General features: G+C 47.3%; 19 protein-coding genes. 11 read left to right on the top strand and 8 right to left on the bottom strand.

Features of this window, described 5'->3' with window-relative positions; genetic code table 11:
* Positions 1-199: 199 nt before the first annotated feature.
* The 5 genes from DWW91_RS12715 to DWW91_RS12695 all read right to left on the bottom strand — a co-directional run bounded on the left by DWW91_RS12715 (position 200) and on the right by DWW91_RS12695 (position 7,516).
* Positions 200-1,594, bottom strand: a complete 1,395-nt coding sequence (locus DWW91_RS12715; protein WP_122327940.1) for an ABC transporter permease — start codon at positions 1,592-1,594, stop codon at positions 200-202.
* A 15-nt stretch (positions 1,595-1,609) separates the two neighbouring features.
* Complete coding sequence (locus tag DWW91_RS12710) at positions 1,610-3,145, bottom strand: ABC transporter permease subunit (RefSeq protein WP_122327939.1); 1,536 nt, start codon at positions 3,143-3,145, stop codon at positions 1,610-1,612.
* 27 nt (positions 3,146-3,172) lie between these two features.
* Positions 3,173-3,892, bottom strand: a complete 720-nt coding sequence (locus DWW91_RS12705; protein ID WP_122327938.1) for an ABC transporter ATP-binding protein — start codon at positions 3,890-3,892, stop codon at positions 3,173-3,175.
* A 470-nt stretch (positions 3,893-4,362) separates the two neighbouring features.
* Complete coding sequence (locus tag DWW91_RS12700; protein ID WP_224264898.1) at positions 4,363-5,778, bottom strand: NEW3 domain-containing protein; 1,416 nt, start codon at positions 5,776-5,778, stop codon at positions 4,363-4,365.
* 220 nt (positions 5,779-5,998) lie between these two features.
* Complete coding sequence (locus DWW91_RS12695; protein ID WP_122327937.1) at positions 5,999-7,516, bottom strand: TolC family protein; 1,518 nt, start codon at positions 7,514-7,516, stop codon at positions 5,999-6,001.
* Between the two features lie 300 nt (positions 7,517-7,816).
* Between DWW91_RS12695 and DWW91_RS12690 the strand changes: the two genes are divergently transcribed.
* From DWW91_RS12690 to DWW91_RS12650, 10 genes are all read left to right on the top strand, one after another.
* On the top strand, positions 7,817-10,114 hold the full coding sequence (locus DWW91_RS12690) for a GH92 family glycosyl hydrolase (protein WP_122327936.1): 2,298 nt from the start codon (positions 7,817-7,819) through the stop codon (positions 10,112-10,114).
* A 40-nt stretch (positions 10,115-10,154) separates the two neighbouring features.
* Positions 10,155-11,399, top strand: coding sequence for a GAF domain-containing sensor histidine kinase (locus tag DWW91_RS12685; RefSeq protein ID WP_122327935.1), 1,245 nt, complete (start codon positions 10,155-10,157; stop codon positions 11,397-11,399).
* Positions 11,396-12,763 carry a sigma-54 dependent transcriptional regulator gene (locus tag DWW91_RS12680; protein WP_122327986.1) on the top strand — a complete coding sequence of 456 codons (1,368 nt, stop codon included), beginning with the start codon at positions 11,396-11,398 and terminating at the stop codon, positions 12,761-12,763. The genes DWW91_RS12685 and DWW91_RS12680 overlap by 4 nt, the downstream gene beginning before the upstream one ends.
* A 139-nt stretch (positions 12,764-12,902) precedes the next feature.
* The gene (locus tag DWW91_RS12675; RefSeq protein WP_007653280.1) at positions 12,903-13,130 is read left to right on the top strand and encodes a ferredoxin family protein; all 228 of its coding nucleotides are present in this window, start codon (positions 12,903-12,905) and stop codon (positions 13,128-13,130) included.
* A gap of 7 nt (positions 13,131-13,137) precedes the next feature.
* A complete protein-coding gene (locus tag DWW91_RS12670; RefSeq protein WP_007653279.1) occupies positions 13,138-14,223 on the top strand; it encodes a 3-methyl-2-oxobutanoate dehydrogenase subunit VorB in 1,086 nt (361 codons plus the stop codon).
* A 16-nt stretch (positions 14,224-14,239) separates the two neighbouring features.
* Entirely contained in the window at positions 14,240-14,410 is a 171-nt protein-coding gene (locus tag DWW91_RS27845; protein WP_016213001.1) for a hypothetical protein, read from the top strand.
* A 13-nt stretch (positions 14,411-14,423) separates the two neighbouring features.
* Entirely contained in the window at positions 14,424-15,188 is a 765-nt protein-coding gene (locus tag DWW91_RS12665; RefSeq protein ID WP_007653276.1) for a thiamine pyrophosphate-dependent enzyme, read from the top strand.
* A 17-nt stretch (positions 15,189-15,205) separates the two neighbouring features.
* Positions 15,206-15,748, top strand: a complete 543-nt coding sequence (locus DWW91_RS12660) for a 2-oxoacid:acceptor oxidoreductase family protein (RefSeq protein WP_122327934.1) — start codon at positions 15,206-15,208, stop codon at positions 15,746-15,748.
* A 70-nt stretch (positions 15,749-15,818) separates the two neighbouring features.
* A complete protein-coding gene (locus DWW91_RS12655; protein ID WP_046146813.1) occupies positions 15,819-17,954 on the top strand; it encodes a putative porin in 2,136 nt (711 codons plus the stop codon).
* A gap of 5 nt (positions 17,955-17,959) precedes the next feature.
* Entirely contained in the window at positions 17,960-18,778 is an 819-nt protein-coding gene (locus tag DWW91_RS12650) for a transporter substrate-binding domain-containing protein (RefSeq protein WP_122327933.1), read from the top strand.
* Positions 18,779-18,788: 10 nt separating this feature from the next.
* Here the strand turns inward: DWW91_RS12650 and DWW91_RS12645 are convergent, their stop codons facing one another.
* Positions 18,789-19,931 (bottom strand): ATP-binding protein, encoded by a 1,143-nt coding sequence (locus DWW91_RS12645; protein ID WP_122327932.1) that lies wholly within the window; start codon positions 19,929-19,931, stop codon positions 18,789-18,791.
* A gap of 183 nt (positions 19,932-20,114) precedes the next feature.
* On the opposite strand from DWW91_RS12645, the gene DWW91_RS12640 reads away from it, so the two are divergent.
* Complete coding sequence (locus tag DWW91_RS12640; RefSeq protein ID WP_007653271.1) at positions 20,115-21,410, top strand: DEAD/DEAH box helicase; 1,296 nt, start codon at positions 20,115-20,117, stop codon at positions 21,408-21,410.
* Positions 21,411-21,604: 194 nt separating this feature from the next.
* Here the strand turns inward: DWW91_RS12640 and rho are convergent, their stop codons facing one another.
* Positions 21,605-23,632: a transcription termination factor Rho gene (rho, locus tag DWW91_RS12635; protein WP_010803566.1), complete on the bottom strand. Its 2,028-nt coding sequence runs from the start codon at positions 23,630-23,632 to the stop codon at positions 21,605-21,607.
* A gap of 189 nt (positions 23,633-23,821) precedes the next feature.
* On the bottom strand, positions 23,822-25,162 hold the full coding sequence (gene tilS / locus DWW91_RS12630; protein WP_122327931.1) for a tRNA lysidine(34) synthetase TilS: 1,341 nt from the start codon (positions 25,160-25,162) through the stop codon (positions 23,822-23,824).
* Positions 25,163-25,206: the final 44 nt, after the last annotated feature.

The following is a 25,206-nucleotide window of genomic DNA, read 5'->3' as shown; positions in this document are numbered from 1 at the left end:
CTACCTATTTTATAAATAATAACCTGTCCAATAACGGACAGCTGCCCGGTTTTACTTTACAGTATGTCCGGCAACGCCGTTTATAGTGCAAACAGCGTGCCAAAACACACAAACATCTATTTATCAAACATATATATTTATCACTAAAATCCCATTCTGTCCAATAATTAGACAGTGATGTACAAAATTTAGACAGTTATCACCGTACATCGTATCTTGTAAAGAAATAAAAGCAAGCCATAAACAAAACAGCAATCATAACTATCATAGCAATCATATAACCGCCGATGAATTCGATGCGTTGCCCGAAAGAGGCGATCTGTTCCTGGTATTGCGGAATCTGATCGACGGCTACAGGTTTCTTACTGGTGGAATAATCTTCATAAGGATTATACCAGTGAGGGCTACCGTCATCCTTGGCATCGACGTCTTTGAACCACTGTAAGAACTGTTCCTGGAAAGCATGCAGGTCATTCCAGTTCTTCTGAAAACGCAGGTAACCACCTCCCAGAAACGCTTCATTCATATAATCGAACTGCGCGATCGGTGACAACAGCGTGAAATTACGGGTCTGCTCAAACTGACGGAACTGTTGCAGGTAATAGGCATCATTATACTTCTTATCGCTATTCATCAGATTGCTCTGGTTTCGTGCACGCAACTCATGCCGGGGATAAAATGCATCCATACCATTGGACGACCAGCTTCCTTCCGGTGCATTCCGGTTAATATCATTGGATGCCTCCTGGCGCTTCTGAGCCACTTCGTCCGATGTCGGTATGCTGAACAGCGTCTTTGCCCAGAATACAGACGTATTAGGAATGACCACCGCAGCAAACAACCAGAAACAAAGCGAGATAAGCAAACTGATATTGGAGTAGCGCGTCACCACCGACGACAGCAAACCGAATACGGCAAACGTAGTGATGAACAAAAGGCTGATCAGTATAAACCCGGCAGTCTCTATCAGAAAGCTACTGTTCAACTGCACCTGACCGGAAACAGCCAGGATAATCAGACTGATTATGATACCGACCAGCTCCATGACTCCTATCACTGTTATAATACTCAAAAGCTTACTGCACAAGAAGGTGCGCCGGGGCACGGCATTTGAAAAGACCAAAGCCAGCGTCCTCTCCTCCTTTTCCCCTGAAATGGCATCAAAAGCAAAAAGCAGCGTAATAAAACTAAGGAACATGGAAACGATAAACGACCAACTCAAACTATCCGTACGGATCAGAAGAGGATTATTGCTATCATGGCGTACCGAATAATCAAACACATTATAAGCACTGTAGGTAATACGGTTAGGCAAATAGCTTTCCTTGCAATCCGCAATCACACTGTTTTCGCGCGGAGAGATGATAAAGCTATTCCTTGCTGTCGCTACTTTTGAGATATTTTCGGCTTGTTTGCCTATTGCTTCCTGCTGTGCTACGCTATATTTGGTATAGTTATCATGCATATCCTTAAAAGAAGAAGCGAATGAAACACTACCCAAGGTAAACACCAGCACAACAATTACAAAAGAAACCTGAAAGCGCAGGCTATACAGATAGTTCTGCAATTCACGTATATATAAAGTTGTAAACATAACTGTAATTATTTATTATCTGACATCATATTTCATAAACGACACGATTGTCCCGACCAACAATACGATCACCAATCCCAGCAGGGCACATAAACGTCCCAGTGCAGCACCCAGCGTAGCCGAAAGTGTGATCGGTTGAGGAACATAGCGGGGAACACCGCTGGTATCCAAATACGGAAATTCAGAATTACTTCTGTCATATTTCCTCATTGCAACTTCATCCCCCGATTCCATTTCCGCCTGTGTAGGGAATTCATCCAAAGATTGGGCAGTAAAGTAAGCAGTAGACTCAAACAGCTTATGATCCTTGAAATAGGTAATGACGTTCTCCCGGTATTTACGCAAACTTTCCATATATTTAAGGAAGCTGCCCGCATCGGTACGGCATAAAGCATCCGTTGTCTGGTCGAACAATTCGGAGGGCGACAACCAGGCGATGGCTTGTTGCAACCGTTGCTGACGCACCAGTCCGTCCAGATAGTTCCGCTGCAAAGCCCATTTCTTATCCGCATTATTCAGCATGACAGGAGTTGCCCAAATCTGCATCTGCTGATGGAATAAAGGGGTCTCTTTCGGGCCTCCGGCCAATTCAAGATATTCAGGTCCGTCACCGGTACAATTATTATAACTCAAATATTTCATATTGACCCTTTGGGACGCACGCGGCCATTCCTCCATATATTCTTTATGAAAAGCCTCGTCATAATTTCTCATGGTTGCCTGTACATTATCGTATAAAGGCGCTTTCGAAATACTTTGTGCCAGATAAGTCGCAATATTAGGCATCAGGAAAAGGAACCATATCCAGCACAGCAAGCTGATAATAATGGACGAAGACGAATGCGTCACCCGACTGGAAATAAACATTCCCAACAAAAGGAATACCATCATATAAATGACGGAAGTCAGGAAAAGCAGCGACAAGCCGCCCCAGTCGGATGCTGAAAGGGAAATCGCCGGATTAACCACAATGATCAGGCAGGCCAGCAGATAACAGAACAGCAAAATAGGCAGTAACGTCAGCAACAGTCCCAATAACTTACCCATCAGGAAGGAGATACGGCTCACCTGTCCGGTAAAGGTCAGTTTCATCGTCCCGTCTTCCCGTTCACGGGTAATGGCATCATACGAAAAGACGAGTGCCAGCAACGAGATAAGAATAGCGACCACTTTCGAAAAGTCTATCGAAAAGAAGGCATTCAGCGACGGATTGTCGCGGGTAAGAGTATGCCCTTCGGGAAACAGCGGATGTTCCCAGAAAGAAACCTTCACCTTATTGCCGACATCACCGATAATACCCGTACTAAAGATACTCAGCGGCTCCGGCACCTGTATAACAGTAGGACGAACATGTGACCAAACGCGGCTCTCTTTCATTTCCTTATCCGCCTTTGCCTGTTCGATCTTAAAGACACGCACCTGGTTCTGATAATTCTCCACACTGACGATCACCGTGAACGGTATCACCAGCAGGCACAGTACAAACCCTATAATAAACCTGACCGACAACAAGTTCAGCAGGAAATCTTTCTTTGCTATTAACCAAATCATATTACTTATTATTAATGGTTTATACTCTTATTCCAAAATAGCTTCCTGCATATAATCCAGATAGATACGCTCGAGGTCGTCCTGGAGGAACTCTTCACGGCTACGGAGCATCACCAGACGTCCTTCCTTCATGATGCCGACACGGTCGGCCACTGCCTTGGCACGGAACAGGTCGTGGGTACACATCAGGATACTCTTGCCGGCGTTACGGAGGTTAATCAATATCTGCATCAGTTCGGCTGCACTCTTGGGGTCGAGTCCGGTGGTCGGCTCGTCCATGACGATGTTGTCGGCATCTTTGATAATGGCGATGGCAAGTCCGACCTTCTGCCGCATACCTTTGGAGAAGGTTTTCAGTTTGCGTTCGAAGGCTTCTTCCTGCAGGCCGACACGGCGCATGACGTTGTAATAATCGTCTTTCGTCAGGTTCGTCTTACCGCTCAGGCGGGCAAAGAAGTCGAGGTTCTGACGGGCGGTGAAGTTGCCGTAGAGCATAACATTCTCGGAAACGAAAGCGACATGCTTCTTTGTTTCCAGCGGTTTTTCCATAACGTCGATACCGTCGATCAGGGCATGGCCCGAAGTGGGTTCGATGAAGTTGAGGAAGATATTAATGGAAGTGGTCTTCCCTGCCCCGTTTGCTCCCAGCAGGAAAAATATTTCGCCCGGCTTGATCTCTAGGTTCAAGGCATCAAGGGCCAGATTGCCATCTTCGTATCTCTTTGTCAAATCGATTGCTTGTAACATGGTGTTTATGTTTTAATTTCAATTGTTATTATTCTTATTTTCGTTATTACTTTTCTCTTGAAAGAAAAGTAATCAAAAGTTCAAGGCTACATCTGCCTCGCTACTCCGCATCCTGCGTTCGCTGTCGCCTCCGAACTCGCTTCGCTCAAACAGCGGATGCTCCGGACGCTCACTCCGGCTGCTGCGCTTTACGCTCGCCAGCTGATGCCTTTTTAGGAAGTTTCACTTCCTCCGGGGATGGCCGACACTGCCTGTTATATAGGTGCCGGTGTCGGCAATCCCCAAAGAACGCAACGCGTTCTATGAAAGGCATCAGCGGATGAACGTCCGCGAAGGAAGAAGACGAAGCGTCAGGAGCATCTGCTGTTTGAGCGAAGCGAGTTCAGATGCGACAGCGTAGTCTTCTTCCGTAGCAGTGAAGCCGGTGCAGCCTTGATCTTTTGGTTACTTTTCCATCAAGGGAAAAGTAACTATCTTTTGCTAAGCTTCATTCCGAACCAAACGATTCCCCCAATGAAGCCGACCAGCAACAGGATCAGGAAGATGGTGCCGAAGACAGAAGTCGAAGCATTTACCTGGATGCGGACTGTCTTGTCTTCCGTATCTACCTTGCGGTTGTCGGCCATTGCTTCCGTTTTGATCTTCACTTCCTGGGCACCTACTCCACCGTCCGACGGCGGGATGATGGTTACTTTTACCGTTAATTCCTTTTCCGGTTCAAGACTGCTGATTACATCCGGTTCGATACGGGTATCCCATCCGAGAGGCTTCTCTGTTGTCAGCTTGATGTTATCCAGACGGCGGGTTCCACCGTTACGGACTGTTACATCCATAACCACTTCTTTGCCGACGGTCGTTTCATGGTAGAGGTTGTTTGCACGCACTTCGATCTTTCCTTTTCCGCGGGGGATAATCTCCAGGTTCTCGCTTCCGGCCTTCTCGCCGTTCGACGCCGTTACGGTCTGCACCTGGAACTTTATCGGCTTATCGATCACTACCTGCTGGTCGTCGCGATCCGGCAAATAGACCTGCAAAGATAACTTCTTTATGTTTACACCCTGCGCAAATTTGATCTGCGTCACCTTACTTTCTCCGTCGGTAAAGTCGTAACTGATCTGGCGCGGCAGGTCGAGCACTTCCAGGCGGTAGACATCATCCGAAGTGGAGAAACGCTCAAGTGTCAGATCATAAGTCGCTTTGCTGCTCAGGTCGGCTTCCTGGCTGAACTGCATGGAGGATATGTCGATCACGTTCACACTGGCATCTTTTTTCAGATAGATATTCTTTTCATCCTTCCGGTTGTTGTAGTTCAGCGAGACGGTCAGGTTCTCCGCATCTTTCAGCAATTCGAAATCGGCCGTCGCCACCTTACCCAACTCGATGGAAGGGACACGAAACTCATACGGCGAGCCGATGATCGTTTTCGACTCATTATCCACCAAAGATACATATATATTATATATCTTACCGGAACGCATCTCAGGCGTGAACACATCGAAGTGTTCCTTGAACTGGCTCAGATACTCTTCGTTCCCTTCGAGGGCACTTTTCAGGGTGATCTTCACCTTGCGTTCGCCCCGTTGGTCCTGATATTTCACCGCACGTTCCACCGTTATGTAACTCTGCTGGGAGATCAGCTTCAGGATCAGTTTCTGATAATCGACTTCCTTACTCAGCAACTCGTTTTTCGAACGGTTGAAATCGTTGGCTGAGATGGCTTTTTCATTATACAGCTTCGTGTCGTTCTCATACTTCTGTTTGGCCACTTCGTAATCGGCACGGGTCTTTTTCAGGTCGAGCAACAAGGCTGCCTCGCTGTCTTCCTGTGCCCGGACGGTAAAGGGCATCAGAAGGATGGCCAGCAATACCGCAATAAAACTTTTCATGTGTTTGTTCATCTGTTCTTATTTATTATGTTATCATTCTAATTTGCTCCCGGAGGCGTTTCAGTTTCCTGCTATGAAAACTTTAGTTTTGTCAAGAGGAAACTAAAGTTTTGTACCGAAGAAACTAAAGTTTCATGCAGGAGAAACTTTTGTTTCACAAGCAGAAACAGCAATGAAACTGCAATCTGCTATGAACCAGAATACTAAGCAAATCTGGTTTCTATCCTTTCTCCGGCAGAAAACTGCGGTTATGTTCGAAGTCATACATGGTCTTCCGGTTCAGGTCGGCCACCGAGAGACGATAGGTGATATAACTGTCGATGTAGGCAAGCTGCACCTGTGAAAGGCGCTCCTGTTCGATAGAAAGTTCCTGGCTCGTCATATCGCCGTTCTCAAAACGCATCTGGCTGATACGGTAACTCTGTATCGCTACTTCCTGGTTCCGGCGATTGATGCGGTAACGCTTCTCCGCTTCATACACACTACGGACAATCTCGCGAATCTCCTGTTCGATAGTCCGCTTGGTATTGTCGAGATTCAATTCGCGCTGTTTCAGGCGGACTTGCTCGCGGCGTACCTGGTTTTTGGCACGTCCCCAGTCCAGAAGCGGATAAGAGACGGTCAGGGCGATACCCCGGTTAGCCGGACGGTCGCGCATGTTATCAAAGGATGAACCGACCAGTTGACCGACTGTTCCATCTCCGCGTGTACTCAATCCGGTGAAATCATAATAGGCGGAAATGTTTCCTTTAAATTCCCGTTCCCGTTTGGCACGCTTCACTTCGATGGCCTGAAGTTCGATATCGAGGTTGTCTTCCTTTATTTCCATGCGGTTACGCAAAGCCTCGTCGATGGCCAGTTGCATGTCGACGATGAAGGCTTCGAACTCCATATCTGCTTTCAGGTCGATCTCTTCTTTGAGGTCAAGGCCGATAAGTAGCTTGAACTGGTCTTTGGCGGCGGCGAGCTTGCCTTCGCTTTCCATCACACGGGCTTCGTCTTGTGCGACGGTAATCTCGGCGATCAGCATTTCACCTTCGGGAAGGTTGCCTGTCTCCTGTTTCAACTTGGTGATACGGTATGCTTCGCGGGAGTTGACAAGGCGGTCCTGATTGATTTTATGTTCGTAGGCCAGTTTATATACAGTATAAAAACTCTCTGTTACATTATAGACGATATCCATCTGGATACGGGTGAAATAGCAGGTACTCTTCTTATAATCGAGTTCGGCCACTTTCATGTTTTCCTTCAGTTTATTGGCGGTAAAGATGGGTTGGTTGAAAGAGAGGGCAAAACGGCTGTACACCTGGTCACGTTCCAGTTCTTCATAATCCCGCTGCGAAAGTGTAGTCCGGTAATTCTCCCAGTACATCTTGGAGCTCAGGGCGAAATTACCGCCGGTAGGCAAGACATACGTAAAGTTCAGGTTACCGCCCACTTGTAACGAACCGGTAGAGTTGTAGACCGGCAGACCGTCGGCCTGCGAAATCTCCGTCAGGCTTTCCGTCCATGAAGGAGTAAAGAAGTCAAAGTTCAGCAACGGCTTGAATTGTGCTTTTGTGTAAAGGTAAGAGTAACGGGTTGCGTCCATATCTTCCTTGTAATATTTCACCGTATAGCTTTCCCCCAAAGCAATGTGAATCGCTTCATCATAGGTGATCTGCCGGAGATTCTCCGTCTCCGCATACCCTGCCAAAGCGAATCCCATCAACAGTGATACCAGTAAATTTCTTTTCATACTATATCGAATTAAGTTCTTTCGGGTAACAGGTTACCCAATTGTCATTATTTATTGTTTTACCTGCCTATAGTAAGGCAAATGGCGTGCCAAAACTGCAACCGGTTGTATTTCCATCGGTTACCCGGATGGGTAATTATTTCTCCCTTGGGTAAAAGGGAAAGCCGTTACCCAAAGTGGGTAATATTTTACCCAATTGCACGCCATCATAAGATAATGCAACCGAATCAGCAGAAAGTTATATACCCGCACAGAAGAAAACACATATCTTTGCCTTACAATAATTAATAGATCAACACCATGAATAGCAAACAAATAAGCAGTTACATCTTAATTCTCCTCTCTCTCCCTTTCACCCTCATTTCGGCAAAACCGAAAGAACCCGTCGATTATGTGGATATGTTTATCGGTACTTCCAACTCCCGGTGGATGTTGGGGCCTTACGCACAAGAACCGTTCGGCATGGTGCAACTCGGACCGGATAACCAAGGAAATGTCTGGATGGGAGGATACGAATACGCCATCAACAGCGTTTCCGGTTTCAGCCATCTGCATGCCTGGACGATGGGTGGCCTGATGATCATGCCGACCACAGCCGACCTGGCCCTGACAAACCCTTCAGCCGATTCTCCCTATAAAGGAGCAAACGCCGGCTATCATTCACGCATACTGAAAGAAACGGAAAAGGCCTCACCCGGTTACTATTCCGTCTATTTATACGATCATGAGGTAAAAGCGGAACTATCGGCCACCACCCGTTGCGGCATTCACCGGTACACTTTTCCCGAAAGAAAAGAATCCAGGATACTGATAGACCTCCTATTCCCGACCGAATGGGACTATGGCTTCAATGTGAAAGATGCCTGCATCACCAAAGTCAGCAATACCGAACTCGAAGGATATGCCGACTGCCAGTCCGGTCCGTGGAGTAACTGGAACAACAACAAACTGCATTTCGTCATCCGTTTCAGCAAACCTTTCTCGCAACTGAACGGATGGAACGAAGGGATAGAAAAAGACGACATACAATCCATTGCCGGCAAGAACGATATCGGAGCCTACGCAATCTATTCCACAACCGAAGGAGAAAGCATAACCGTCTCAACCGGTTTATCGCTGGTAAGTATCAAACAGGCACGGCTGAATATGGACACCGAACTCGCCCCCTTGCAGTATGACTTCGACCGGGTAGTCGCCCAAACCCGCAACAAATGGAACGAACTGCTCGGCAGGATAGAAGTAGAAGGAACGAACGAGGTGGACAAAACAAAATTCTACACCAACTTGTATCGTGCCTATGCCGGCAAACAAACATGGAACGATGTGAACGGCCAATATAGAGACGCTTGTGAAAACATACAGCAACTGGATCACGGGAATATGTATGGCGGCGATGCCTTCTGGAACAGTTTCTGGAATCTAAACGGCCTCTGGTCGATCATCTCCCCCCGCATCGTGGACGATTGGGTAACCACCCAGCTGGAGATGTTCAAACATACCGGATGGACAAGCAAAGGGCCGGCCGGACTGGAATACTCCGGCATCATGGAAGGTTCGCACGAAACAGCCCTGATGGTTGCCGCCTATCAAAAAGGCATACGCAAAGACGGTGAAGCAATCTATGAAGCCGTGCTGAAAAACGTCACGGAAACAGGTATCGACCATCCCTGCGGAGGCAGCTGCGGCAACCCTCTGCTGGACGTTTATATCAAACAAGGTTATATGCCGATGGAAAAGGGAGTGGTTTCCAAAACACTCGATTATGCGTACGACGACTGGTGCGTCTCCCAACTGGCCCTGGCACTCGGAAAGAAAAAAGAAGGAAAAGCGCTGCTGGCACGTTCGATGAATTATAAGAACGTATTCCACCCGGAGAAAAAGTTCGTCATGCGGCGTGACAGCCTGGGTAACTGGGACCCGGATTTCGATGTGTTCTCCAATAAGGGATTCATAGAAGGCAACAGCTGGCAATACTCCTGGTACGTGCCGCACGATATTCCCGGACTGGTAGACTTCCTGGGGAAAGACCTCTTCAACAGCCGGCTGGAAGAGGGATTTATCAAATCGGAAAAGCATAAGTTTGCCGCCCATGTATTCGACCGTACCACAGGACAGTCGGCTGAGTTTTACATCAATCAGGGAAACGAAGTAAATATGTGTACCCCGTTCCTGTTCAACTATTCCGGTAAACCCTGGCTGGCCCAGAAATGGTCGCGTGCCATCCTGGACAGTTTCTACGGCTCAACCCCTTATCATGGTTGGGAAGGCGACGAGGATGAAGGTCAGATGGGCGGTTGGTACGTGATGAGCGCACTGGGTCTGTTCGAAATGAACGGAGGAGTTTCCCTGAAGCCGGAACTGGAACTGAGCAGCCCGCTATTCAACAAAATAACGATCCGTCTGGACCCCGGTTATTATAAAGGGAAGACTTTCACGATCGAAGCCCGCAACAACTCAAAAGAAAACATCTATATCCAAAAGGCTTATCTGAACGGAAAAGAACTGAAACAACCCCGAATACCATTCGTTGCCATCGTATCCGGAGGGACGTTGTTGCTCGAGATGGGAGATAAACCGAAGTTCGATTGTTTCAATTAATACGATTTTGCGTACTTTTGCACAAAGATCAAGAAAAAGTATGCCACTATTCAAGAAGGACGAACAACCCAGGCAACCGAACCTGGAGCAGCTGCTCTCGGAGTTTAACCGGTCGCTCACTCTGATCGTCGACAAGTCACTGCTGATCGGCAATATCGTTGCCAAGGTAAAGCAAATATGCCCGGTAGAAAGTGTTTATATCTTCCTGCTGGATGAAAACACAGGCAAATTCAAACTGCAGAACGAAGCGAAGAACAAGCCTGTGACGCTGACCAACCGCAGCCGGCTGATTAGCTGGCTGTCTGTCAACGAAAAGCACCTGATCATCTCCAGGCATCCGGATATCGTCTCCTATTTTCCTCCCGAAGAACAGGAAATAATCAGGCAACTGGGTGCCGAACTGATCTTCCCCCTCAAGATCATGAACCAGATCAACGGTACGATCTTTTTAGGGAAGAAAACCGATGGCGCCCCATTCACCGAACAGGAACTGAACCTGCTTTCCATCCTGATCAACCAGGCTACATTCGCCATCGAACATGCTTCGCTTTACGAGCAGCAGACCGAACGTCTGAAAAAGATGTACCGTACCGACCGCCTGGCAACACTCGGCGAACTGGCAGCCGGGGCGGCCCATGAGATACGTAACCCGCTGACAGCCATCCGGAGCACGATACAATATCTGAGCAAAGACTTCAGCGCCGACCCAGTAAAAAGCGAAATGGTGACGGAGCTGATCTCGGAAGTGGAACGTATCAACAAGATCGTACAAGGTCTGTTGTCTTTCGCCCGTCCGTCCGACCTGAACACGTCCGATATAAATATTGAACAGCTGATCAACCAGACGCTCCTGCTGGTGACCAATACATTACGCAAACAAAACGTAGAGGTGGAATTCGAATATTTCACCGACAACACGACCATCCAGGGGGATGCGGAACAGCTGAAACAGGTTTTCCTGAATATCATCCTGAATGCCGTCGAAGCGATGGGGAAGAATCCGCCGGAACGCTCGCGTACATTAATAATAAGTATAGAAAAGGGAACTCCCATCAATACCCATTCCCGTTACCTGATCATCTCATTTGAAGATAGCGGCAAGGGGATCGAACAGAAGAACATCGAGAATGTATTCAACCCCTTCTTCACGACCAAGGAAGAAGGAACCGGACTCGGGCTCGCCATCTGCTACGGTATCATCAACCGCCATGAAGGCGAGATCGAAGTAAAAAGCGTGCCGGACAAGGGCACTTGTATGAATATAAAATTACCGCAACGCATATGAAAGCAAAAATAGTAGTTGCCGACGACGAACCGCGCATCCGCAAGATGATCGCCCGTTTGCTGACCGATGAAGGATATGATGTAATGCCCGTCGAAAACGGACGGGAGGCGGTAGAGGCTCTCCTCTCCTTCCAGCCCGACGTTATTCTGCTGGACCAGCAGATGCCGGTACTGACCGGTGTGGAAGCATTGGAGGAGATCAGGCGTATCTCCCCAACCCAGGTTGTCCTTTTTGTGACCGCCTTCGGTTCCATCTCCCTCGCCGTCGACGCTGTGAAGAAAGGGGCTTACGACTTTATAGAAAAGCCTTTCGACAACGATAAATTATTACTCATCGTCAAACGTGCCGTCGAACACAGCCGCATGAAAGGTGAAATCTCCACCCTGAAAAAGACACTGGGGGAAAAACGAAGTAACGTGATCGGCGAGAACACAGGACTGAAACAAGTGATGGCACAGGTCCTGAGGGTAGCGGAAACCAATGCGACCGTCCTGATCCACGGCGAGAGCGGTACGGGAAAAGAACTGATCGCCCGTGCCGTCCACCACAACAGCCTGCGGGCGAACGGCCCTTTCGTTGCCATCAACTGCGGCGCCATTCCCCTGACATTGATGGAAAGCGAACTATTCGGCCATGAACGCGGTGCCTTTACCGATGCCAAAGAAGCAAAGGCAGGCACTTTCGAGCGGGCAAACGGCGGGACATTGTTTCTCGACGAAGTGGGAGAACTTCCCCTGGATGCACAGGTTAAATTGCTCCGTGTGCTGGAAGAGCGGAAGATCACCCGAATCGGCGGAAAGAAGGCGATACCGGTAGATGTGCGTATCGTAGCCGCCACCAACCGTAATCTGGACGATGAAGTAAAAGACGGACATTTCCGTCTCGACCTGTTGTATCGTCTGAATGTATTTACCCTGATCCTTCCCCCGCTCAGGGAAAGGAAAGAAGATATTCCCCTGCTGGCTAATTTCTTTATCCGTAAATACAACCAGGCATTGAGCCTCGATGTGCAGTCTATCACTCCCGAAGCGGTAAAGCTACTCTCTTCCTACGACTGGCCCGGCAATGTGCGTGACCTGGAGAATGCCCTGCAAAGCGCGATGATCTTATGTACGGACGGTACGATCCGCCCCGAACATTTGCCCGACCGGGTAAAAGGATATGATTCGACGGAAGAAGCAACCATCGCCGGAAGCGGAGGAAGCATCCGCGAAATCAATGCGCAAATGGAAAAGGAACTGATTCTGGAAGCCCTAAAGAAGCACAACTTCAACCGGACACTGACAGCCGAGGCTCTTGCTATCAGCCGGAAAACGTTGTTTAACAAAATGAAGCGTTACGGACTGTCTACAGATGAAATTTGACAGACAGCCATTACTATTCATTGGCTATCTGTCATCATTAGAGGCTAACGACTATTAAAAAACTAAACAATCCTTGTTTTTACAACATTAGTTCTTAACTTTGCCGACCTACACGACATAAAACATAATTAGTTATACTATGGCAAAGATAAAAGGAGCGGTCGTTGTAAACCAGGAACGCTGCAAAGGGTGCAACTTATGTGTGGTTGCCTGCCCCAGCGATGTTCTGGAATTACACCCGCGTGAAGTGAACAACAAAGGGTACCATTATGTGTACATGAAAAACCCGGATGCTTGCATCGGTTGCGCCAGTTGCGGATTGGTTTGTCCCGACGGCTGTCTAACCATTTACAAAGTAAAAATATAAAACAGATATGGCAGAAGAGATAAAATTAATGAAAGGGAACGAAGCCATCGCCCACGCAGCTATCCGCTACGGTGCCGACGGATACTTCGGATACCCTATCACTCCGCAATCGGAGATCCTGGAAACCCTGATGGCTGAAATGCCCTGGGAAACTACCGGTATGGTAGTACTGCAAGCTGAAAGCGAAGTGGCAGCGATCAATATGGTGTATGGCGGTGCCGGAACAGGTAAACGTGTATTGACTTCATCTTCCAGCCCCGGCGTCAGCCTGAAACAGGAAGGTGTTTCCTATATTGCAGGGGCGGAACTTCCTTGTCTGATTGTAAACGTCATGCGTGGCGGTCCCGGCCTGGGAACAATCCAGCCAAGCCAGGCAGACTACTTCCAGACTGTGAAAGGTGGCGGACACGGTGACTATCGCCTGATTACCCTGGCCCCTTCTTCCGTACAGGAGATGGCAGACTTTGTCGGACTGGGTTTCGACCTTGCCTTCAAATATTGCAATCCGGCTATTATCCTTGCCGACGGTATCATCGGCCAGATGATGGAAAAAGTGGTGATGCCTCCTTTCCGTCCGCGTAAGACAGAAGCTGAAATCATCGCCGAATGTCCGTGGGCCGCACAGGGCAAACTGAAAAGCCGCAAAGCGAACGTGATCACTTCACTGGAGCTCGACCCGGCCAAAATGGAAGAGAACAACCTCCGCTTCCAGGCTAAATACCGTAAGATTGAAGAAAACGAAGTACGCTACGAAGAGTTCCATTGCGACGATGCGGAATATCTGCTGGTTGCCTTCGGTTCTTCCGCACGTATTTGTCAGAAAGTTGTGGAGATCGCACGTGCCGAAGGTATCAAACTCGGCCTGTTGCGCCCGATCACGCTGTGGCCGTTCCCGAAAAAAGCCATTGCCGATTATGCCGAAAAGGTAAAAGGCATGCTTTCCGTCGAACTGAATGCCGGCCAGATGGTGGAAGATATCCGCCTGGCTGTAAACGGAAAAGTAAAGGTTGAACACTTCGGCCGCCTGGGTGGTATCGTGTTCACTCCGGATGAAGTACTGAACGCGCTTAAGGAATTGATAATTGAGAATTGAAAATTAAGAATTATCGATGACACGCGGAAGTAAAACAGACAGCATATTGACAATCCTGTTCATGGTATTGGCGGCAGCAGCGATTATCTGCTACTTTGCCGTCGACGACCGTCACGTATTTCTCTATTGCGGCGGAGCAGCCATATGCTTCAGACTTGTTCAATATCTACTGAGATTTATTAGTTAATTTAGTAACAATTATGGAACTCAACGAAATAATTAAACCGGAGAATCTGGTCTATACAAAACCGGAATTGATGAACGACAATCCCATGCACTACTGTCCCGGTTGCAGCCACGGTGTGATACATAAGCTGATCGCCGAAGTGATCGCCGAAATGGGAATGGAAGAAAAAACAATCGGTGTCTCCCCGGTGGGTTGCGCCGTTTTCGCATATAACTATCTGGATATAGACTGGGAAGAAGCAGCTCACGGACGTGCTCCGGCGATTGCTACTGCCATCAAACGTCTGAATCCGGAAAAGATGGTCTTCACCTATCAGGGTGACGGCGACCTGGCCGCTATCGGTACAGCCGAAACCATCCATGCTGCCAACCGCGGTGAGAACATTGTGATCGTATTCGTGAACAATGCCATCTATGGTATGACCGGCGGACAGATGGCTCCTACCACACTGGAAGGTATGCCGACAGCCACTTGCCCATACGGCCGTAACATCGCCCTGAACGGTTACCCATTGAAGATCGGTGATCTGCTGGCTCAGCTGGAAGGAACCTGTCTGGTTACCCGCCAGAGCGTACAGACAGCCGCCGCCGTTCGTAAAGCCAAGAAGATGCTTCGCAAAGCCTTCGAAAACTCTATGGCAGGCAAAGGCACGTCAGTTGTCGAATTCGTTTCCACCTGTTCATCCGGTTGGAAGATGACACCTGAAAAAGCAAACAAATGGATGGAGGAAAACATGTTCCCGTTCTATCCGCTGGGTGATCTAAAAAATAAAGAATAAGTAAATACAAAAACGACATGAAACAAGAAATAATTATAGCAGGCTTTGGTGGACAAGGTGTTCTGTCGATGGGTAAGATACTTGCTTATTCCGGACTGATGGAAGGCAAAGAGGTTAGCTGGATGCCTTCATACGGGCCTGAACAGCGTGGCGGTACGGCTAACGTGACCGTTATCCTGAGCGACGACCCGATCAGTTCTCCGATCCTGAACGAATACGATATCGCGATCATCCTGAACCAGCCTTCCATGGACAAGTTCGAAAGCAAAGTAAAATCGGGTGGTATCCTGATCTATGACGGATATGGAATCCATACTCCGGTGAAACGTACGGATATCAGCGTTTATCGTGTGGATGCTATGGACGCAGCTACCGAAATGAAGAATGAAAAAGCATTCAATATGCTTATCCTGGGTGGTCTGCTGAAGATCGTTCCGATGGTGAAACTTGAAAACGTATTGCTGGGTCTGAAGAAGTCCCTGCCCGAACGTCACCACAAGTTAATCCCGATGAACGAAGCCGCCATCAAGAAGGGGATGGAAATTATACAGAAAATGTAATCTTGCAAAAAGAATATAAAGAAGGGCGTTTCTTTCGTAGAAATGCCCTTTTGTTTTATCTTTGCAACCCATGAAGCATTGCTTATACATATTATTATTGCTGATAGTATCTGCCACAACCGTTCAGGCCCAACGTGGAGCCAGCAGGGCAGATCAGAAAGGTGGAGGAAAACGTGGCGGCTTCTCCTTGTCAAACCTGACTTCTTCTCAGAAAGATATACCGGACAGTCTGCTGGTAGCGGATAGTGCCGCCTTAAATTCAAAGCGTATAACCGCCTATCGGCTTACCCCTTCCCTGGGTGAGGCATATGTGGCGCCACTGGATACGAACAAGCTGAATTTCAGCAACTCGACACTGGTGGAAAGTAAATCGCTCGCCATCGGTTACCTGGCTAACCTGGGAGCACCGGCACAGACGAAAATATTCTCCGAACGGCAGGAAGCACGCGATTTTATCTTCGCCGATGCCTACGATTACTATATCACAACGCCGGAAAACGCTTATTTCTACAACACAAAGATTCCTTATACCAACGTTCTGTACACCACCGCCGGCGGTAGTACAAACAAAGAAGAACAGTTGAAAGGAACCATGACCATGAATTTCGGTAAAAAGATCAATGTGGGTGCCGATATCGACTATATTTATGGCCGCGGACATTATAAAAACAACGGTAATAAACTGTTAAGCTACCGTTTCTTCGGCAGCTACCAGACCGACCGGTACGAAATGCATGCCTACCTGAGCAACTTCAACTTCGTAAACTACGAAAACGGAGGAATGGCAAACGACTCAACCATCAGTCATCCCGACGAGTATTTCCCGGAAGGACGTCCCTCCGATACAAAATCGTACGACATACGTTATCTGACCAATGCCTGGAACCGTGTTCGCGGGAAACGGTATTTCCTGACCCAGCGTTATAACCTCGGTTTCACACGTGAGTTGGAGGAAGAGGATGAAGAAGGGAATCCCAAAGAAATGTTCGTCCCGGTATCCAGCATTATCCATACGATCGATTATGAAGATAACCGTCGCCGGTTCATCGCCGACAATACGGCGCTGATGGATTCGTCCTATATAGTCGACGACAACGGCCTGCGTTTCCCACGTATTTATGGACTAGGAGCTACACTCAACGACCAGACATCTTCATGGAATCTGAAAAATACGATCGGACTTTCCCTGCGTGAAGGTTTCCAGGACTGGGTTAAGTTTGGTTTGACAGCTTTCGTCAGACTCGAAAAACGCCGGTTCAAACTGGAACCCAGAATAGAAGGGCTCGATTATGGCGAATATGGCCGGGGTCCATACTTCTCTGTTGATAATATCGACCTGAAGAACCTGCCTACGGCAAAGCTTTACGACGAGTTTTCTACTTACGTTGGAGCCGAACTTTCCAAACGCCAGGGTAGCATCCTGACCTATAATGCACGCGGAGAACTTTGTATGGTAGGTAGCGACGTCGGTGAGTTCCGTGTTACCGGGGATTTGCAAACCCGTTTCAAGTTGTTCAATAAAGATGCTGTGATCAAAGCAGACGCCTATATAAAGAATGTAACGCCGGCCTTTTACATGCGCCATAACCATTCCCGTTATTACTGGTGGGATAACCCCAACTTTAACATGACGCAGCAAATCTATGCGGGCGGTGAAGTGTATCTGGAATCTTCAAAGACTACTTTGAAAGCCGGAGTGGAAAGTATTCAGAATTATATCTATTTCAATAAACAGGGATTCCCGGTACAGCATGGCAGCAACTTACAGGTAGTCAGTGCACGCATCAAACAAGACTTCCGCTTCCGTGCTTTCGGCTGGGAAAATGAAGCATGCTGGCAGTTAAGCAGCGATGAAAGCGTACTCCCGCTTCCGTCATTAAGTGCCTATTCAAATATGTATCTGGCCGTCAAGGTGGCGAAAGTACTGACCGTACAGCTAGGTGCCAATGTATATTATAATACAGCTTATTATGCACCTTACTACGAACCGGCAACACAGCAGTTCCAGGTTCAGGATGAAGTAAAAGTCGGTAATTATCCACTGGTTAACGCCTACGTAAACTTCCACCTGAAACAGGCCCGGTTCTTTGTGATGGCTTACAACCTGAGCAGTAAGTTTGCTGATCCGAACTATTTCTCCCTGGCACACTATCCGTTGAATCCGATGGTGTTGAAAATGGGTATTGCCGTTACATTCAATAACTAAGCCGTATGAAATCCCGGAAGTTACTGGTAGTCTATATTGCCCTCTTGGCATGCGTACTGATAGCCATGTTCCGTTTATGGCCGTACAAGCAGGAACCTGTCCCACCCAGGGATTATCCGGAAATTAAGTCAGAAGGTATTCTGCGACTGGTTACCGAATATAACCAGTCCGGCTATTATGTAGCCGGCGATACGATCGAAGGTTTCCAATACGAACTGAGCCAGGCCATCTCCGCTTTATCCGGACTGGAAGTACAGACTCAGCTGGAGATGAGCCTGGCCGAAAGTTTCAAACAATTATCCAATAACCAATGCGACGTAATCGCCCGCAATATTCCTATCACCAGCGACATCAAAGAGGACTATCTGTTCACCGATCCGATCGTCTTCAATAAACAAGTACTAGTGCAACGCACGGAAGAAGCCAATAACGGCATCAAACCGATCCGTAATCAACTCGACCTGGCACAAAAGACCTTGTATATTCCGAAAAACTCCCCCGCCTTACTGCGCCTGCAAAATCTGGCACACGAAATAGGAGATACAATCTATGTGAAAGAAGATGAACTTTATTCCAGCGAACAGCTGGCTATTATGGTTGCCAAAGGCGACATCGACTATGCCGTATGCGACCAGCAAATAGCCCGCGTATCTAAAGGAAATTTACCGGAAATAGATATCGACACGGATATCAGTTTCACCCAACTCCAGTCGTGGGCGGTACGCAAAGACTCCCCTATCCTGCTCGACAGCCTGAACAGCTGGCTGTCACAAATCAAAGAAAGCGGGTTATACGATCAGATTTACAAACGCTACTATAAATAAAAGTATATCCTCATTCTTCTCGTGAAGGCAGGATAAACGAAAAAGTGGAACCTTCCCCTAGTTGCGATTCTACACGGATCGAGCCTCCCATTTTAGTAACGAGTCCTTTGCATATAGCAAGTCCCAGGCCGATACCTTCCACATAGTCATTGACTTTAACAAAGCGGTTAAAGAGGTTTTGTAGCTGCTCCTCGGCTATCCCCTGTCCGGTATCCTTCACATAGAAATTCAGCCGGCCATCTTCCAGCGCCTTATACCCCATCGTAATACTTCCCTTTTTAGTATTCTTGATCGCATTATTGACCAGGTTATTCACTAATTGGAGTAAGCGGATATAATCGGTTCCAAAGGTACAGCTGTCCAATCCTTTTTCCAGAATCAACTTCACATCTTTCGGCATACGGGGCTTTACGGAAGCATAGGTCGTATCCATCATCTCGTTCAGGTCGATCGGAGCATAACTAATCTTTATCGCATCCGCCTCAATCTTCGACAAGTCCAGAATATCGTTGATAAGCTGCATAAGCAATTGATTATTCGCCTTGATGATCTCGTAATAAGACATACGCTCCTCGTCCGTATCCGCAAACGCCATCATTTCTGAAAAACCGGTTATTGCATTCAACGGCGTACGGATCTCATGACTCATGTCTGCCAGATATTTTGATTTCAACTTATCAGCCATTTCCGCCTTATCACGCTCATCTTCGAGACGTTTTTCTATTGCCCGCTTAACAGTGGCATCACTCCACAAAGCCAACAACAAAGGTTTTCCATTGCTTAAAGAAATCGGATACTTTTCTACTTCAAGATATTTCATCGCGCCGGAAGCATCCTTGAGCCAGCCGTGAAATTCGGCCACCTTTCCCGAACTGATGACCTTCTTATCTACCTCCAGTCGTTCCTCTACCGACATCAAGGCATTATAATACACTTCAGAGTCATCATGTCCCTCGATCTGGGAAGTATCGATCCCCGTTATCTCTTCCATAAATTTATTCCAGTAAAGATAATTGAAATGATCTTCCGGATCTTTTACAAATACACCCAGTGGCAAATGATCTAATATCGTATTCAGTAACTCATGAACAGTATCCGGCTCATTTAAGGTTACTTTCTTTTGAGAGCTGTTACAGCTATCATCTGTTCCCATAATATAACTCGCTATTTTTCCAATGTGGGCAAAGATATTAATTTTTTATGTTACCCCACTATATAGATATATCAATTTTCAACGCTTACAGAAATTTACAGGACAATTGTTACAAGAGCCGGTGTTACTATTGTAGAATTTGACAAATATTATTTACCTTTACGGAGAATTTAATGATAGAAGATGAGATTTGACGAATTGGATTTAGAAGAGGCCGTATTGGACGGACTCGATGCTATGAATTTTCAGGATACAACTCCTGTACAGGAATTAACGATTCCTGTTATTTTAGAAGGGAAGGATATTATTGCCTGCGCACAAACCGGTACAGGGAAAACAGCAGCCTACGTGCTGCCATTAATTAATCAATTAAGTAAAGGCAATCATCCTGACAATGCGGTCAATGCAGTTATCATGGCTCCAACCCGCGAGTTGGCCCAGCAGATAGACCAGCAGATCGAAGGTTTTACATATTTTGTTCCGGTATCGGCTGTGGCCGTATACGGTGGTACCGACGGAGTTGCCTGGGAGCAACAGAAGCGTGGTATGGAAATGGGGGCCGATATTGTTATCGCCACTCCGGGACGTTTGTTGTCCCACCTGAAACTGGGAACGGTAGACCTTTCACAGGTTTCCTATTTTGTACTGGATGAAGCAGACCGTATGCTGGATATGGGATTTTACGACGACATCATGCAGGTATACAAACAACTGCCTCCTACTTGTCAGACTATCATGTTCTCGGCTACCATGCCTCCCAAAATCCGGACGTTAGCAAAAACAATCCTGAAGAATCCCGAAGAAGTCAAAATCGCCATCTCACGTCCTCCCGAAACAATTATGCAGACGGCCTATATCTGCTATGATCCTCAGAAGCTAAAGATACTCGAAGACCTGTTCCTGCAAAGCCGCCCGCAGCGTGTCATTATTTTCTCTTCCTCCAAAATGAAAGTGAAAGAACTTGCCTCCACCCTGAAACGGATGAAGTTCAATGTAGCTGCCATGCACTCCGACCTGGAGCAGTCGCAGCGCGAGGAAGTAATGAAAGAATTCAAGAACGGACATATCGATATACTGGTGGCAACCGATGTTGTTTCGCGCGGTATCGACATCAACGACATCAAACTGGTGATTAACTACGATATCCCCCACGACCCGGAAGATTACGTACACCGCATCGGCCGTACCGCCCGTGGTACCGGAGGCGAAGGATTAGCCATCACATTCATCAGCATTGAAGAGCAGGCACAATTCAAACGTATTGAAGACTTCCTGGAAAAAGAAGTTTATAAGATTCCTATCGACCCGAAGTTCGGCGAAACCCCGCTATACGAACCTGAAAAGTACGGAAACATGCGCCGCGGACGCGGACGTCCCCGGAAAGATGGTAATAACGGAGGAAGAAACCCCGGAAACAAACGTCCGGGAGGCAACCCCAAAAGCGGCAACCGCCGCGGAAGGCCCCGGAAAGAATCTTAATAATCTATCGAAATACAATACAGACAAATAGAATAGCCTCATAGAGACTTCTGAAAATAGCCCCGAGCCATGCTTGGGGTTTTTATTTATCCGCATATTCCCCTTCAGCATAAAAAACCCGGAGTCAAGAAAACTCCGGGCTAATTAAAAAATCCTATGGGACTTTCGATATATTTTCTTTGATTCCGAATGAATTATCCGTTCATGGAAGCCAGGAACTCCATATTGTCATAAGTCTGTTCCATACGTTTCTTTACAAACTCCATCGCTTCGATCGAGTTCATATCCGACAGATATTTACGAAGGATCCACATACGGTTCAATGTACTTTCATCCTGCAACAGGTCGTCGCGACGAGTACTTGAAGCAGTAATGTCGACAGCCGGATAAATACGTTTGTTGGACAGCTTGCGATCCAACTGCAATTCCATATTACCTGTACCCTTGAACTCTTCAAAGATCACATCGTCCATCTTAGAACCAGTCTCGGTCAATGCTGTTGCCAGAATCGTCAGGCTACCGCCGTTTTCGATATTACGGGCTGCACCAAAGAAACGTTTCGGTTTCTGCAACGCGTTCGCATCCACACCACCGGAAAGAACCTTACCGGAAGCCGGCTGAACTGTGTTGTAAGCACGTGCCAGACGAGTAATGGAATCTAACAGGATCACTACATCGTGACCGCATTCAACCATACGTTTTGCCTTGTTCAAAACGATTTCGGCAATCTTTACGTGGCGTTCTGCCGGTTCATCGAAAGTAGAAGCGATCACTTCCGCATCGACACTACGAGCCATATCGGTTACTTCCTCCGGACGTTCGTCGATCAACAGAATGATCATATAGACTTCCGGATGGTTTGCTGCAATCGCATTGGCGATATCTTTCAGCAACATGGTTTTACCGGTCTTAGGCTGTGCAACGATCAGACCACGCTGTCCTTTACCGATCGGCGAGAACAGGTCGACTACGCGAACAGCGATATTGTCGTATACTTTCGGAGCCTTGCGTGCTGTAAGCATGAATTTTTCATCCGGGAAAAGCGGTGTCAGATGATCGAAAGGAACGCGGTCGCGCACTTCTTCCGGCGAACGGCCGTTGATCTTGTCCACTTTTACCAGCGGGAAATATTTTTCACCTTCCTTCGGCGGACGGATAGCACCTTCCACCACGTCACCAGTCTTCAGTCCGAACAGTTTGATCTGCGACTGCGATACATAAATATCGTCCGGTGAAGTCAGATAGTTATAATCGGAAGAACGCAGAAAACCATAACCATCCTGCATCATTTCCAATACGCCTGTACCGATCAGGATACCGTCAAACTCGTATTGCTTTTCCTGCGATGCATTATTATTGTTATTGTTGCGCTGATTATTGTGGTTGTTATTCTGGTTGTTCTGTCTGTTGTTGTTATTCTGACGGGGCGTGTTCTGTTGCTGCGGTTGCGGAGCGGCCTGCGGTTCAGGTTGCTGCGGTGCAGCTTTTTCCTGTTTGGCAGGTGAAGGAGAGAACGGGAAGAGTTGGTCGAGAACCGACTTGGTGTCCGGGTGTCTGAATACAACCCTTTTAGGTTCGTTCGCTGCCGGAGCCTCTGCTGCCGGTACTTCCGAAGCCTTTTCAACGACCGGTTCTGCGGGGGACGCCGGAGCTACGGGAGCCGTTTCGACTACCGGCAACTCTTCGGGAGCGCCTTCAACTACAACCGGAGGTAATAAAGGCTTTTCTACAACCACTTCCGTTGTGACAGTCTGAGGAGTTTTCGAAACTTTCACTTCGTCCGTCTGATTAGCCGGAGCAACTGCACCAGCTACTTTTTCCTTCTTTTCAATACGTACTCTTTTCTTACGTTCGGGTTGTTCCTTTTTTTCTGCAACTACAGCTGCCTGCTTTTCTTCAACGGGTTGCGTGGCTTTAGGGGCGGCAACCTCAGCAGCTTCAGCTTTTACAGCTTTCGGTTTGCTTTCAGCCTTCGGCGCTTTTGCAGCAGCCGTTTTAGAAGGTTTCTTTGCTTTTGTCTGCTTTTCAGCCTTCTTAGCTTCTTTTTCTTTCTCCTTTTCTGCCTGTTGACCTGCGTATGAGATAGCCTGTTCATCAAGAATGCGATAAACAAGTTCTTCTTTTTTCAAAGAACTTATTTTCTTAATTCCCAACTCTTCCGCTATACTCTGCAATTCAGGAAGGAGTTTTTCATTTAGTTCTAGAATGTTATATTTCTGCATATTGAGAAGTGAGTAAATAAAACGGTACACGATAAAAGATTATACAATACGTGCATTACCGCTATCATTGTATCTTAATAGTTTTTGATAATAAAAATTTCAATGTAAAAAACCGGATTGTTTAGCTAATTTGAATCATTAGTAACACATCTGCGGAGCAAATCTTTGCAAATGTAAGAACATTTTTAATTATTCTATTATTTTTGTCGAAAAAAAATTCACAACCAGCACACTCTTAGTCGTTTTGTCGATACAAAAACGATTGTCAGAGCGCTCTCCCACAATCCAGAGGATGTTTTCACCGCTACAAAGGAGCCATGTCTGCTCTTTGTCCATGCGGCTGAATTTATGATCTGAGAAATAATCGCTCAGTTTCTTACGGCCTTTCATTCCAAAGGGAATAAACCAATCACCTTCTTTCCATTTACGAAGTGTCAGGGGAAACGAGAGTTTGTCGTAATCAAAATAGGCGATACGTTTATCCTTTCGGAAACAGAAGTCAGTAGTAATAACAGATTTAAAGAAAGAAAGTTCAACCGGACCCCGCCAGACCTCTTCTACGATATCATCTGCGGTAAAAGTATATTCCTGCTCTTCTTCTTTCTTTACAGGCGAAAGCAGCAAATATTCACGGTCTTTCAGCAAGCGATAGTCGGTCGAGTAGAACATTTTGCCCGATTCTCCCGTCAGCGAACGGAACACATCGTCGGCCACCTGCCGGATAAAACCGTAAGGTTTCAGCAATTCATACAGGATCGTTGCCGGAGAAGGATAATCCATCAGGCAGGCAATCGGGATACGGAGATCTTCTTTCACCAATTCCCGGCGCGCCTTTTCCACCACATGCAGATAGATAGCCTCTGTTTCGGCCAGATGATCGGCTGTACGCGCAATAGCCGCTTTTACAGAAGGATTCAACTCTTCCAGCAAAGGAAGTACACGCAGACGGATAAAGTTACGTGTATAGGCATCCGACAAGTTCGTGCTGTCGGTTACATAAGATAGCTGCTGTTCAGCAAGCCAGTCCAGTATCTCGCTACGGCTGACAGCCAGCAAAGGACGCACCACATAACCGTTTTTAGGCCGGATCCCTCCCAACCCACGGATTCCTGTGCCACGGACCAGGTTCATCAATACGGTTTCCACACTGTCGTCGCGATGATGGGCCACGGCAATCGCTTGTGCACCCAAACGCAGCCTCATCTCTTCAAACCAGTTATAACGCAGTTCGCGGGCCGCCATCTCGATAGAAAGATGATGTTCGACTCCATAAGCCGTAGTATCAAAGTCTATTTTATAGAAAGGAACATCCAGTGTACGTGCCATCTCCCGGGCAAACTGTTCATCGCGGACAGACTCGTCGCCGCGCAGATGAAAATTACAATGCAGGGCGACACAAGGATAATCGAGCTGCACAAGCAAAGCAAGCAAGGCTACCGAATCGGCTCCCCCACTCAAACCAACCAGCACAGGCCCGTCACCGGACAACAACTGTTGTTTCTCTATGTATGTACGGACAATATTCCTCATTGGTACAAAAAAATCAGGCACGGATTACGCAGATTCCACAGTCT

Source organism: Parabacteroides sp. AF17-3 (assembly GCF_003635445.1).
In the GTDB taxonomy this organism is placed as follows: domain Bacteria; phylum Bacteroidota; class Bacteroidia; order Bacteroidales; family Tannerellaceae; genus Parabacteroides; species Parabacteroides goldsteinii.
This window is presented reverse-complemented; position numbering and strand designations above follow the sequence as displayed.